15 protein-coding genes and 1 tRNA gene are annotated in these 12,731 nt (G+C 64.3%); 6 read left to right on the top strand and 10 right to left on the bottom strand.

Annotated features, from left to right (window positions below; translation table 11 throughout):
• From ACEQXE_RS05370 to ACEQXE_RS05355, 4 genes are all read right to left on the bottom strand, one after another.
• On the bottom strand, positions 1-862 hold an 862-nt coding region (locus ACEQXE_RS05370), incomplete at its 3' end, for a sensor histidine kinase N-terminal domain-containing protein (RefSeq protein WP_370177921.1).
• Complete coding sequence (locus ACEQXE_RS05365) at positions 819-1,496, bottom strand: response regulator transcription factor (RefSeq protein WP_370177920.1); 678 nt, start codon at positions 1,494-1,496, stop codon at positions 819-821. The genes ACEQXE_RS05365 and ACEQXE_RS05370, both read right to left, overlap by 44 nt.
• A 105-nt stretch (positions 1,497-1,601) precedes the next feature.
• Positions 1,602-1,937 carry a hypothetical protein gene (locus tag ACEQXE_RS05360; RefSeq protein ID WP_370177919.1) on the bottom strand — a complete coding sequence of 112 codons (336 nt, stop codon included), beginning with the start codon at positions 1,935-1,937 and terminating at the stop codon, positions 1,602-1,604.
• 111 nt (positions 1,938-2,048) lie between these two features.
• A complete protein-coding gene (locus ACEQXE_RS05355) occupies positions 2,049-2,774 on the bottom strand; it encodes an SIMPL domain-containing protein (protein ID WP_370177918.1) in 726 nt (241 codons plus the stop codon).
• Between the two features lie 102 nt (positions 2,775-2,876).
• On the opposite strand from ACEQXE_RS05355, the gene ACEQXE_RS05350 reads away from it, so the two are divergent.
• Both ACEQXE_RS05350 and ACEQXE_RS05345 read left to right on the top strand, forming a co-directional pair.
• The gene (locus tag ACEQXE_RS05350) at positions 2,877-4,682 is read left to right on the top strand and encodes an ABC-F family ATP-binding cassette domain-containing protein (protein WP_370177917.1); all 1,806 of its coding nucleotides are present in this window, start codon (positions 2,877-2,879) and stop codon (positions 4,680-4,682) included.
• 53 nt (positions 4,683-4,735) lie between these two features.
• Entirely contained in the window at positions 4,736-5,254 is a 519-nt protein-coding gene (locus ACEQXE_RS05345; protein ID WP_370177916.1) for a uracil-DNA glycosylase family protein, read from the top strand.
• An 8-nt stretch (positions 5,255-5,262) separates the two neighbouring features.
• On the opposite strand, the gene ACEQXE_RS05340 is transcribed toward ACEQXE_RS05345, so the two are convergent.
• The 3 genes from ACEQXE_RS05340 to ACEQXE_RS05330 form a co-directional block, all read right to left on the bottom strand.
• Complete coding sequence (locus tag ACEQXE_RS05340) at positions 5,263-5,799, bottom strand: DUF4199 domain-containing protein (protein WP_370177915.1); 537 nt, start codon at positions 5,797-5,799, stop codon at positions 5,263-5,265.
• A gap of 112 nt (positions 5,800-5,911) precedes the next feature.
• On the bottom strand, positions 5,912-6,325 hold the full coding sequence (locus ACEQXE_RS05335; RefSeq protein WP_370182552.1) for a LuxR C-terminal-related transcriptional regulator: 414 nt from the start codon (positions 6,323-6,325) through the stop codon (positions 5,912-5,914).
• Positions 6,326-6,436: 111 nt separating this feature from the next.
• On the bottom strand, positions 6,437-6,916 hold the full coding sequence (locus ACEQXE_RS05330) for a DUF6456 domain-containing protein (RefSeq protein ID WP_370177913.1): 480 nt from the start codon (positions 6,914-6,916) through the stop codon (positions 6,437-6,439).
• Between the two features lie 112 nt (positions 6,917-7,028).
• Between ACEQXE_RS05330 and ACEQXE_RS05325 the strand changes: the two genes are divergently transcribed.
• On the top strand, positions 7,029-7,601 hold the full coding sequence (locus ACEQXE_RS05325; protein ID WP_370177912.1) for a helix-turn-helix domain-containing protein: 573 nt from the start codon (positions 7,029-7,031) through the stop codon (positions 7,599-7,601).
• A 2-nt stretch (positions 7,602-7,603) separates the two neighbouring features.
• On the top strand, positions 7,604-8,794 hold the full coding sequence (locus tag ACEQXE_RS05320) for a glycosyltransferase (RefSeq protein WP_370177911.1): 1,191 nt from the start codon (positions 7,604-7,606) through the stop codon (positions 8,792-8,794).
• Positions 8,795-9,106: 312 nt separating this feature from the next.
• Here ACEQXE_RS05320 and secF read toward each other — a convergent pair whose 3' ends face one another.
• The 3 genes from secF to yajC are packed head-to-tail and all read right to left on the bottom strand — an operon-like array spanning position 9,107 to position 12,038.
• Positions 9,107-10,084: a protein translocase subunit SecF gene (secF, locus tag ACEQXE_RS05315; protein WP_370177910.1), complete on the bottom strand. Its 978-nt coding sequence runs from the start codon at positions 10,082-10,084 to the stop codon at positions 9,107-9,109.
• Between the two features lie 19 nt (positions 10,085-10,103).
• Complete coding sequence (gene secD, locus ACEQXE_RS05310; protein ID WP_370177909.1) at positions 10,104-11,702, bottom strand: protein translocase subunit SecD; 1,599 nt, start codon at positions 11,700-11,702, stop codon at positions 10,104-10,106.
• Positions 11,703-11,723: 21 nt separating this feature from the next.
• Positions 11,724-12,038 carry a preprotein translocase subunit YajC gene (yajC, locus tag ACEQXE_RS05305; RefSeq protein ID WP_370177908.1) on the bottom strand — a complete coding sequence of 105 codons (315 nt, stop codon included), beginning with the start codon at positions 12,036-12,038 and terminating at the stop codon, positions 11,724-11,726.
• A 240-nt stretch (positions 12,039-12,278) separates the two neighbouring features.
• Here yajC and ACEQXE_RS05300 point away from each other — a divergent pair.
• Positions 12,279-12,355 (top strand) — tRNA-Pro (locus ACEQXE_RS05300).
• Positions 12,356-12,431: 76 nt separating this feature from the next.
• Positions 12,432-12,725 carry a GNAT family N-acetyltransferase gene (locus tag ACEQXE_RS05295; protein WP_370177907.1) on the top strand — a complete coding sequence of 98 codons (294 nt, stop codon included), beginning with the start codon at positions 12,432-12,434 and terminating at the stop codon, positions 12,723-12,725.
• The last annotated feature ends 6 nt before the right edge of the window (positions 12,726-12,731 follow it).

Here is a 12,731-nt window from a genome sequence, read left to right as displayed (position 1 = left end):
CCAGCGGCTGCACCTCCAGCGGCAGCGGATCGGTCACCCGGTTGCTGCCCGAGGTGCGGATATGCTGGATCGCCGCCTCGATCCGGCGCAGCGGTCGCAGGCCAACGTAACTTTGCAGCACCACCAGCACCATCAGGCCCAGCCCCAGGATCACGAAGCTGATGACGAGTATGCGTTGCACCCGGTCGATCTGCGCATCGATATCATTGCGCGAGGATGCGACCGCGAAGGTCCAGCGGGTGTCGCTACCCGGCAGGATCGCGTCGCGCTGCGCGATCCGCAGCGGCGATCCCTGGAATTGCTGGCTGTTGAAATAAAGGACCTCGTCCTCCGGCGATTCGCGCAACTCCAGCGTCTGGTCCCACAGGGAACGCGACGGAAGCACGGCGGTGTTCTCGATAGAAACCGGCTCGCCCGCGGGGCTGATCTGGTAATAAAGGCCCGAATTGGGTTCGAGAAACCGCTGGTCCCCCATCGGGCGGATCAGCCAGATCTCGCCGCCCGGCTGGATTTCGGCCGAGGCGATCAGCGCGGTGAGGTTGTGGTTGAGCTGCGTGTCGAAATTGTTCTCGACCAGGCTGGTCATCGTGCGGTTCAGCGCGATCCCGCCGCCGAGCAGCAGCACGATGATCCACACCGCCGAAATCGCGATCATCCGCCATGTCAGGCTGCCGGTGTGCGGGGCGACGAAGTTGCGCACCCGCTCGACATAGGTTTCGCCCGCTACCAGGTCGGGCGCGGAAGGATCGCGCCTGCCCGACTTGCCGCGCGCAGGCGCCCCCGCGGGCGCCGAATCCGGCGCACCGTCGGAGGAGCCGTCAGGCGCGGGGCGCGTCGGCGGGGTCGTCGAGGCTGTATCCAAGGCCACGGATCGTTGTGATGACTTCCGCGCCCAGCTTTTTGCGGATGCGGGTGACGAAGACCTCGATCGTGTTCGAATCGCGGTCGAAATCCTGATCGTAGATATGCTCGATCAGTTCGGTGCGGCTGACCACCTTACCCTTGTGGTGCATCAGGTAGCTCAGCAGCTTGTATTCCTGCGCGGTCAGCTTCACCGGATCGCCGCCACGCGTAACGCGGCCCGAACGCGTATCCAGCCGCACGTCGCCGGCGGTCAGTTCGCTGCTGGTATTGCCCGAGGCACGGCGGATGAGCGCACGCAGGCGGGCGATCAGTTCTTCGGTCTGGAACGGCTTGGCGAGGTAATCGTCCGCCCCCGCATCCAGCCCGGCGACCTTGTCGCTCCAGCTGTCGCGCGCGGTCAGCACCAGCACTGGGAAGGTGCGGCCTTCCTTGCGCCACATGTTGAGCACGGTCAGTCCGTCGATCTCGGGCAGGCCGAGGTCGAGGATGACCGCGTCGTAATTTTCGCTGGAACCCAAGTAGTGCCCGTCTTCGCCATCGGTCGAAAGATCGACCGCATAGCCGTTCTGCTCCAGCGTCGACTTGAGCTGCTGGCCCAGGGTGGGCTCGTCTTCCACGATCAGGATGCGCATCGGCGTCTTTTCCTCGTCACTTGCCCATTGTGAATGGCAAGCCCGCTCCTTGAAGCGAATGGCGCATCATCGTCAACAACAAGCCCCGTTTTTCCGCCCAAAACCTCATCGCGCACGGTTGAGCACGCGGCCGGTGCGCGCATCGACATCGACGAAGGTCACGCGGCTGTTGCGCATGAACTTGAGGCGATAGGCCATCGCCCGCTGATCGTAGGCAGGGCCCAGGTATTCGTAGCAATTGTCGCTATTGCGCACGTTGGAGCACAAGGGCGCGCTCAGGGTCCGGAACACGATCGCCTCGATCTGCCGCAAGGGCAGCGCCTTGCCCGATTGCGTGTCGCGACGCGCCGCGTCCTGCGCCGGGTTCGTCTGGGCGAGCGCAGGAGCAGGCGTTGCGACAATTGCGCAACCGAGCAGCAGCGAGGCAATGATCCGTTTCATGTTGAGAGCGGATATGCCTTCATCGCATTGAATAGCCTCTGAATGCCTGAGGTTGCCGTTCGTTCAGAGTGTCGCCTCATTTGATGAACGAATGCCTCATTTGAGAACACCTCAATTAACCGCCTCGTAGGTGACGGAGACGGTCACGCCGGTTTCGACCATTCCTGGCTGGACAGGCGGAGCTGCACCGCTGCGCTCAGCAGTGACCATAATGGCATCGGCAGAATACTCCCGTGCGTTACCACTCACGCTTTCGGAAATCTTGAGCACGCGCACGTTCGAATAGCCAGCGACCCGCGCATAGTCCAACGCCATTGCCCGGGCGCGCTCCATCGCACGGCGGCGTGCCTCGGCCTTGGGGCCCGTATCGTCGGAGACGGAAAAGCGAGGCCCGTTAATATTGTTCGCGCCCGCCTGAACCAGCGCGTCGAGCACATTGCCCACCTGCTCCGTGTCGCGCAGCTTCACGCTGACCTGATTCGACGCCTCGTAGCCGCGGAATACCTGGTCGCGGGTCTGCTGGTCGTAATCGAACCGCGCGTTGAGGTTGATCCGGGTGGTCTGGATGTCACGCTCGGGAACACCCAGCGAGCGCAGCCGGTCGATCACACGCTGCATCTGCGTAGAGTTCTGCCGCAGTGCGTCGGATGCCGTCATTGCCTGCGTTGTCACGCCAGCGCTGATCGTCACCATGTCGGGCTCCACCTCGACCTGTTCGTTCACCACAAGCTCGATCACGGGCCCGGTCGCCTGAATCTGCACTTCAGCGGCGAGCGTCGGCGTTGCGGCTAACGCAGCTAGTGCCAGCGAGGCGGGTACGATCATACGGCGGATCATCGGCATTCTCCCATACAATGTCCTTATCAAAGACATTACCCGCATGCAGTTCCATGCGGAAGGCTTGTGAGATAGGCCCCTGCGCCTTAACTCGCCGCAACCATGGCACAGCCTCCGATCCTCTCCTGGGAAAACCTCGGCCTCCAGCAAGGCGGCAAGTGGCTGTTCGGCGGCCCGAACCAGGACAATATCGACCTGCATATCGGCCCGCGCGACCGGCTGGCGCTGATCGGTCGCAACGGCGTGGGCAAGACCACCCTGTTCCGCCTCATCGACAACCGGCTGGAAGCGGATCAGGGCCAGCGCAAGGTGAAGCCCGGCACGCGGATCGTGGTGCTGGAGCAGGACCCGGACTTGTCGGGCTTCGCAACGCTGATGGATTTCGCGCTCGGCGGAGAGAACCCGCCCGCGCAGCACGAGGTGGAGGCCATTGCGGGCCAGCTCGGCATCGACATGAGCCGCGCATGCGAAGGCGCCAGCGGGGGCGAGAAACGCCGCGCTGCCATTGCCCGCGCACTGGCGCAGGACCCGGACCTGCTGCTGATGGACGAGCCGACCAACCACCTCGATCTGGCCGCAATCGACTGGCTCGAAAGCTGGCTCGACCGCTACAAGGGCGCGTTCCTCGTCATCAGCCACGACCGCACCTTCCTGAAGCGCCTGACCCGTGCGACCCTGTGGCTCGACCGGGGCACGATGCGCCGCAAGGAAGTCGGCTTCGGCGGGTACGAGGCGTGGGAAGAACAGGTCTATGCCGAAGAAGCGCGCGCGGCGGAGAAGCTCGACGCGAAGCTGAAGCTGGAGGCGCACTGGCTGGAACGCGGAGTTACCGCGCGGCGCAAGCGCAACCAGGGACGGCTCGAAAAGCTGTGGCAGATGCGGGCCCAGCGTGCGGCCATGATCGACACCAGCGGTACGGCGAAGCTGAAGCTCGCCACGGAAGAGGACTTCAAGAGCAAGTCCGTGATCGTCGCGGATCGCGTTTCGAAGACCTATGGCGAGCGAACGATCATCCGCGAATTCAGCCTGCGCATCCAGCGCGGCGACCGGATCGGGATTGTCGGCGCGAATGGTGCGGGCAAGACGACGCTGCTCAAGATGCTCACCGGCGAACTCGCACCGGATACCGGCACGGTCGACATTGCCAAGACGCTGACGGGCGTGATGATCGACCAGCAACGCAGCCTGATGGCGGCGGACAAGACCGTGCGGCAGGTGCTCGCCGAAGGCGGCGACTGGATCGATGTGCGCGGCAACCGCAAGCACGTGCAGGGCTACCTCAAGGAATTCCTGTTCGATCCCGGTATCGTCGATACCAAGGTCGGCATCCTGTCCGGCGGAGAGAAGTCGCGCCTGCTGCTGGCTCGCGAATTCGCCAAGGCAAGCAACCTGCTGGTGCTGGACGAGCCGACCAACGATCTCGACCTCGAAACGCTGGACCTCCTGCAGGAGGTGATCGCGGACTACGACGGCACCGTCCTGATCGTGAGCCATGATCGCGACTTCCTCGACCGGACGGTTACGGTGACGCTTGGTCTCGACGGGTCGGGCAAGGTCGATGTGGTCGCGGGCGGATACGAGGACTGGGTCGCCAAGCGCCGCCAGCCGATCACCGGCAAGGCGAAGGTTTCTGCGAAGTCTGCCGCTCCGCCACCGCCTCCACCTCCCCCGCCGCGCGCGGACAAGCTCGGCTTCAACGAACAGCGCGATTACGAGACCCTGCCCGAGCGGATCGAGGAACTGGAGCTCGCCATTGCGCGAGGCGAGGAAATCCTGTCCGACCCCGAGCTGTACACCTCCGACCCGCAGCGTTTCGCCAATATCTCGAAGGGCATCGAGAACGCACGCAGCGAGAAGGAGGCGGCCGAAGAACGCTGGCTCGCACTCGCCGAGCGGGTGGAAGGTTGAGTGTAGCGGCGCTCCACAAGGAGATCGCCGCTTGCCGGGCGTGCGAAGCGGCATTGGGTTTCGCGCCCCGCCCCGTGGTCCAGTTCTCCTCCGCCAGCCGCATCCTCATCATCGGGCAGGCTCCCGGCTCCAAGGTCCACGCCAGCGGCATCGGGTGGGACGATGCCAGCGGAGACCGTCTGCGCGATTGGACCGGGCTGACTCGCGAGCAGATGTACGATCCGGCCCTCGTCGCACTCGTCCCGATGGGCTTCTGCTACCCCGGAAAGGCAAGCGGCGGAGACAAGCCGCCCCGCCCCGAATGCGCGCCCTTGTGGCATTCCCGGGTCTTGTCGACCCTGCCCGAGGATCGCTTGACCCTGCTTGTGGGCGCCTATGCGCAAGCGGCCAACCTCCCGGAGACCCGCAATTGGACGATGGCCAAGCGGGTCGAGCACTGGCGAGAGTTTGGCGACACGATCCCACTGCCCCATCCCGCCTGGCGCTCCACCCTGTTCATGCGAGAACACCCGTGGTTCGAAGCCGACCTGCTGCCCGAGCTGCGCAGGCGGATCGCAGACCGGCTTCGATAGGCCGCAAGTCAGGCAGGTTGGCGCGCAGGTAGCACCTTCGGGTTGCGCAGGATCGCTGCCGAAACCAGCGCCACCAGCAGCCCCACCGGGAAGATCTCGACGAAAGTGATCATCAGGCGGAACGGCAGGTTGCCATACAGCGTGCGCGCCGACTCGACCTCGGCAATCGCGGCCTCACGCTCCTGCACAGAAAGCTCCTTTGCCTCGATGCTCGACAGCTGGCTCTCGCTGTAGCTCTGGATGAAGGCGTAATCGGTCGATGCAAGATACACCTCCCAGCTCGCAACATAGAACACCGCAGCAACCGCTGTGATCGCAAGGCCGAGCGCGAAGGCCGGACCGAAGCGGATCACTCCGCCCTTCTCGACATCGCGGTAACGCTTGATCCCGATGAAGATGAGCGAGAGCACGGCGATCATGATGAGGTATCCCATCACCTCGCTGAAGCCGTAGTTCTCGTCGCCCCCCAGCATCAAAACCAGCGTCATGATGGCGATAATAACCGTGCCGGCAATGGCACCGTAGATTGCTGCATATCGAAACATGGACATTCTCCTTTCCAGGCCTCGAACGGGCCCGAAACCGGCACGAATTCCTATCACCCGGATGGGTGATTTCGGGCCGGTCATCCACTTTGACCGGCGAGTTTCGTCCCGATCACGCGATCAGGGCCAGTGCCCGCGCAGCCTCCACTGCCTTGCCCCTGCCCGACACGCCGAGCTTGGCATAGAGGTTGGCGACATGGGTCTTCACCGTGTTGGGCGAAATCTCCATCACGCGCGCAATCTCCTTGTTCGAATGGCCGCGCGCCAGCAGTTCCAGCACCGCATATTCGCGCGGCGTCACGCCCAGCGAAGCGATGGCGCGTTCGTTGGGTTCGAACGGTGTCGTTGCGGGAGAGGGATTGATGCGCATTCCCACCCACAGCCCGATCCCCACGAAGACGATCGCGAGGGCCGCGATATAGCCTTCGGTAGGAAGCGAGCGGATGATGTGCCGATATTGCAGGTACTCGATCAGCAGCGCGATCACCGCGAGCCCCGCACCATATGCCAGCACAATCCTCCACATGCGCAATGGCTGCCAGAAAGCGCGCAGGATGGCCAGCACGCGCAATGTCGACCACCCGAGATGATCGCGCCTGACACACCTGACACAGTGTCTTAGTGCCAAAAACCGCCCTCACCCGATGCGGTAGAAATCCGCCACCCGCTCCAGCGCCAGTTTCAGCACCAGCTTGCCCGAGCGCGCAGGCCATTGCAGCGCCCGCTCTGCCGCAGGCAGGCTCTCGCATGCGCACACCACGCGCCACAGCACGTCGGATAGCCCGCTGCCTGCCGCCGCCAGCGCCCCGTCGAAACGCTCCTTCGCGGCCACCTGCCGCTCGGTCGGCGAAAGCCCTGCATCCGGCCCGCCCTTGATCCGCACCGGGTCCCACCGCATCGTGATGGACGGGCTGAGCTGCGCGCGTTCGTAATCGGCGCGCAGCCGTTCCCCCGCGTCGAACAACCGATCCGAAAGGTGGCCGCGCGCATGGAGCCACGAGAGCGGGCTTTCGGCAAGATTGACCGTGACCGACCGGCGTCTTGCGTGGGTTCCGGTACCGCGTGCGCGCCGTGGACCCTCGCTCGTCAGTTCGCGTTCTGTCAGCTGGCGTTCCATGATCGCTTTCTCCCCTTTTGGCTGGAGAACAGCGCTTGCCAATTCTGGTGATATGTAGGAAAGTGTTTTTACCAATTCGGTGAATATACGGGCCAACAGGGGCGCCTTCTCGATGATAAACCGCATCCGCGATATCCGCCGCCAAAAGGGCTGGACGTTGGCCGATCTCGCCGCGGCCTGCACCCCGGCCACCACTGCGCAGACCATCGGCAGGCTGGAAACGGGCACGCGCAACCTCTCTCTCAAATGGATGGAGCGGATCGGCGCGGCGCTGGGGGTGGACCCGGAAGCGCTCGTCCGGTCCGCACAAAGCGACCCCGTGGCGATCGTGGCGACACTCGACGACAGCGGGGTGCAGGCGCTCGAAACACAGCGAGAGGCCATTCGACCCGAGGATATGGGCGCCACGGGCGCGCGCATGGTCTTGCAGGTGAGCGGCAGCACGGGCGCATTCCGGGCGGGTGACCAGGTGTGGCTGACACAGCTGGCCCCCGAACAGGCCGCGCGCGCGATCAACCGCGACGTGCTGGTGCCGCGCCGCGCAGGTCGCTTCGCCTTCGGACGGCTGGTCGACAGCGAACCGGGGCGGTTGGCGCTGCTCCCGCCCGAACCGGGGCGCAAGCAGGTGATCGTGGAAGACCCGGCATGGCTGGCGGTTGCCGAAACGCTGGTGCGCAAGCTGTGACTATGAGCCGCCCGAAGCGCCTGCTTTCGCTTTCCACACTCTACCCCAGCGCGGCACGCCCGCGTTTCGGCACGTTTGTATCGCAGTCGATGGAAGCGCTGGCGGCGCGGCCCGATTGGGAGGTGATGGTGATCAACCCCATCGGCTTGCCGCCCGTGCTCGTGGGCGAGTATCGCGCAATTGCCAAGGCGGCGGTGGACGGGACAAGCGAAGGGATCGAGGTCCACCGGCCGACCTTCACCTTGATTCCGCGCGTCGGGGGCAGGCTCAACCCCGGCATGATAGCGCGTGCCGTCCTGCCGCTGGCGCGCAAGCTGCATGCCGCACAGCCGTTCGACATGGTCGATGCGCAGTTCTTCTACCCGGACGGGCCTGCGGCCGCAGCCATAGCGCAGGAGCTGGGCCTGCCGCTGGCCATCAAGGCCCGAGGGGCCGACATTCATTATTGGGGCGCAAAGGGCTTCGCGCGGCGGAAGATTGTCGACGCTGCGCACCGTGCAGACCGCTTGCTGGCTGTCAGCGAGGCGTTGGCGGACGACATGGCCGAGTTGGGCATGGATCGGCCCGGAATCGCAGTGCACTACACCGGGCTGGACCGGGACCGTTTCCGCCCCTTGCAGAACGAAGGCCTGCGCAGGATGCTGGGCGAGAAGCTGGGCCTGTCGCTGGGAGAAACGCAGCCGATCCTCACCACGGTCGGCGCGCTGATCCCGCGAAAGGGGCAGGAGCTGGTGCTGCGTGCCCTGCCCACACTACCCGATGCGCGGCTGCTGCTTGTCGGCACGGGGCCGGACGAGACCAAGCTGGCCGCGCTGGCGCAGGGCCTTGGAGTGGCAGATCGCGTGCACTTCCTCGGGTCGGTCGATCACGACCTCCTGCCGCTGATCCTGTCTGCCTCTAACGCGATGGTGCTTCCCTCCGCCAGCGAAGGCCTCGCCAATGCATGGGTAGAGGCGCTGGCATGCGGCACGCCGATTGTAATCGCCGATGTCGGCGGCGCGCGAGAGCTGGTGCGCGGGCCTGCGGCCGGACTGATCGTGGCGCGCGATCCCGACGCGATAGCGGACGCAGTGCGTATGCTGTTGGATCAGCCGCCCTCGCCTGCCGAGACCGCCAGTACGGTAAGCGGTTTCGGCTGGGCCGAGCACGCAGAGGCGCTCGACCGGATCTATTCAGTGGTGATCGGGCGGTAGGTCAGCCGCGATTGGTTGGGCCGTGCGATACCTCGTTTCACGCAGAGAGCACAGAGGAAAGAAGGGCGCAGAGAGACATCGTCCGTGCCGAAGGCACGGCGCAAAACCCCTCTTGCCGCGATTTCCGAAACGAAACGGTTGAAGTGCGGCTTCGCCGCGAGCGACACATCTCCGCGTCTCTCCGATCCTCCGCGCTCTCTGCGAGAAACCCAATTCCGCCAGACTGGCCAGGACACACCGAAGAAGTCAGGGCGGTCTGCCAGCCGCTGCAAGGGGGCAGGCGAACCCAGCCCGAGCGAGCTAAAGAGAGCCCTAAGCCTCGCCGCGGGCGATCTTTTCCTGCTGATCCGCCTTGCCTTCCTGGGGCACGAAGCTGTTCGAGGTCACACCCATCCAGATCAACAATGGCGCAGCCATGTAGACCGAGCTGTAGGTCCCCACGAAAATGCCCAACGTGATTGCGGCGACCATGCCCCACAAGCTTGCCGGGCCGACCAGCAACAGCGGGACCAGCGCCACGAGCAGCGTGAGCGAGGTCATCACCGTACGCGCCAGTGTTTCGTTGACCGAAAGGTCCAGCAATTCTGGCACCGGCATCTTGCGGAACTTCTTCAGATTCTCGCGAATACGGTCATAGATCACGATCGTGTCGTTCAGAGAATAGCCGATAATGGCGAGGATCGCGGCAATAATCTGGAGGCTGAATTCGAGCTGCGTGATCGCGAAGAAACCCATCGTCAGCGACACGTCGTGGACCAGCGCGAACAGAGCGCCCACACCGAACTGCCATTCGAAGCGGACCCAGATGTAAATCGCGATGGCGGCCATCGCGGCGAGCAACGCCCACAGCGCCCGCTCGCGGAATTCACCGGCCACCTTGCCGGAGACCGTCTCATTGCCATCGGTCCGCACCGCAGGATATTCCTGCCCGATAGCGGCGATCACCCTGTTGCCGATCTCGGTCGCTGCGCCGGGCGTGTCTTCCACACCTTCAGGCAGCGGGACGCGGATCGAGACCTGGTTGGCCTGACCGAATCCCTGCACCACTGGCTCGCCATAACCGAGCCCGCCGACCAGCGAACGCAGCTGCGGGATCGGGGCTTCCTCGCGCTGTTCGAAGGTCAGCCGCACTTCCTGGCCGCCGGCGAAATCGACCCCGTAATTCAGCCCCATGGTGAACACCGCGACCCAGCTCAGGATCATCAGCAACACGCTGACGACATAGAACGGCACGCGCCATTTCAGGAACTTGATGTTGGTATCGTCGGGGACGAGCTTGAGCAGTTTCATTTCGTTTCTCGCCTTCCCGCTAGATATTGAGATCGCGCGGGCGCTTGGACTTCAGCCAGCCGGCAACCCACATGCGGGTGAGGGTCACGGCGGTGAACACGGATGTAAACAGGCCAATGATGAGGACCACAGCGAACCCGCGAACCGGGCCGGAGCCGAACAGGAACAGCAGCACACCGGCGATGAAGTTGGTGATATTGGCGTCGTAGATCGCGCGGCTCGCCTCGCGGTAGCCGTTCTCCACTGCGGTCACCACGCGCCGCCCGCGCTTTCGCTCTTCCCGGATGCGTTCGTTGATCAGCACGTTGGCGTCCACCGCCGCACCGATGGTCAGCACGAAGCCCGCGATACCCGGAAGAGTCAGGGTGGTGTTGAGCGCAGCCATGATGCCGAGGATCATCAGCACGTTCACGACCAGAGCAGCGGTCGCATAGACGCCGAAACGACCGTAGGTGGCTATCATCAGGACAATTACCAACAGCGAGCCGATGCCCATCGCGATCAGGCCGCTACGGATCGAGTCTGCTCCCAGTTCCGCGCTGACGGTGCGTTCCTCGACGATCGCGAGGTCGACCGGCAGCGCGCCGGACCGCAGGCTGATCGCCAGCGCGTTGGCGGTGTCGGCGGTGAACCCGCCGGAAATCTGCGCCGATCCGCCACGGATCGGCTCGTTGAAGACCGGCGCCGAGAGCACTTCCCCATCGAGGATGATGGCGAAGTTCTTGCCCACGTTCTGCGTGGAAAGCTGCGCGAAACGCTGCGTCCCCTGCTGGTCGAACTGGATCGCAACGATGTTCTCGTTGGTTTGCGGATCGACGCTCGCCTGCGCGCCGGTCAGGCTGTCGCCCTGGATACCGCCCAGGCGCCGCACGGCGATCGCGCTACCTTCACCGGGCGATCCCGCAGCATAGGGAAAAATCTCGCTGCCCGGAGGGGCAATGCCCTGCGCGACATCGGACGGCAGCGCCTCCTGGTCGACCATCTTGAATTCGAGCTTGGCGGTCTGGCCGAGCAGTTCCTTGAGCTGTTCCGGGTCCTGCAGGCCCGGCACCTGCACCACGATGCGGGTGTCGCCCTGGCGGATAATGGTCGGCTCACGCGTGCCCAGCTCGTCGATCCGGCGACGAACCACGTCGGTCGCGCTGTCCATCGCCTGCGTCACCGCATTGTCGAGCGCGGCGGCAGACGGACGCAGGACCACGCGGCTGGTATCGACGACCGACAGCTCCCATTCGCGCACCGGGCCGGTGCCGTTCATGATGGGGGTTAGGATTTCCCGCACGCGGTCGATCTCGCCCGCATCGTCGAGCATGAAGGACAGGCGATCATTCGCGGTCGACACGTCGCCGATGCGGATCTCCGGCTCCGCGTTGCGCATTTCGGTGCGCACAGTCTCTTCCATGTTCTGCAGGCGCTGCGCCGCAACCTCGTCAGGATCGGCTTCCAGCAGGATATGGCTGCCGCCTGCAAGGTCGAGGCCGAGATTGACGGTCGGCTCTGGCAGTTCGTCGGGATAGGCAATGCCGAAGACCGAGAAGAAGGACGGAATGGCGCAGGCCACCACCGCAAGGGTGAGCAGCGACAGCCAAATCTTACGCCAGCGCGGGAATTCGAGCATTGATCAGGCCTTCTCTCGCGCTCAGTCGTTGCTGGCCTTGGGGAGGATCACGTCGCCGATCGTGCTCTTCACGGCCTTGACCCGCACGTCGCGCGCCAGTTCCAGGTCGACCTCGTCGTCGCGTACGGCGACGATCTTGCCGATCAGCCCGCCAGCGGTAACCACGCGGTCCCCCTTCTTGAGCGCGCCGATCTTGTCCTGGTGTTCCTTCTGCCGCTTCATCTGCGGGCGAATGATGAGGAACCAGAAGATCAGGATCATGCCCACGAAGGGCAGGAACTGCATCCAGGCCGGGGGTGCGCCCGCGCCGGCTGCGGAAGTCATAAGGTCGAGCATGGAAATCCGGTTGCCTGTTACGATCTGGGAAACGAGATGGAGAGCCGGGTTGGCAAGTGCAAGCTTCGCGGCGAAACGAATTGCTGGCGCTGCCGGCCCCTGTGCAGACCCGCGCGCTAGCAGGCTTGCAGGCACAGGGCAATCGGCGTGCGTGTCTGGCTGGGTCGATCCGCCCAAACAATCACCAAGACGCCATTGCCAGCGGTGAATGCCCGCCCTATAGGCGCGCCTTCCACTGCTCGGGAAGTAGCGCAGCCTGGTAGCGCATCACACTGGGGGTGTGGGGGTCGCAGGTTCGAATCCTGTCTTCCCGACCAGTGGAATTACTCCAATATTCCAGCCAGTTACGCTTTCGCCCTTGCGCAGATCGCGCCAGCCTTTAGGCGCCCCATCATGGCTGCCATCACGATCAACCGCGTCAGCAACGATACCAAGGGGCTGTATGTCGCCCAGGTTGAAGGTTTCGACGAGGTGGGCGAGCTCACCTTTTCGCGCGCCAGCGAAACGCTGGTGATCGTGGATCACACCGGCGTCCCCGATGCCCTGCGCGGCAAGGGCGTGGGCGTAGCTCTGGCCGAACGGGTCGTGGCCGATGCGCGCAGCGAAGGCTTCCGGATCGTGCCGCTGTGCCCCTTCTTCAAGGCGCAGGCGATGCAACACCCCGACTGGGCCGACGTGGTTCAGTAGTTTTAT

The organism is Alteriqipengyuania sp., from assembly GCF_964222115.1.
Classification (GTDB): domain Bacteria; phylum Pseudomonadota; class Alphaproteobacteria; order Sphingomonadales; family Sphingomonadaceae; genus Alteriqipengyuania.
Note: the sequence above shows the minus strand (reverse complement) of the source record. Positions and strands in the feature narration are given on the sequence as shown.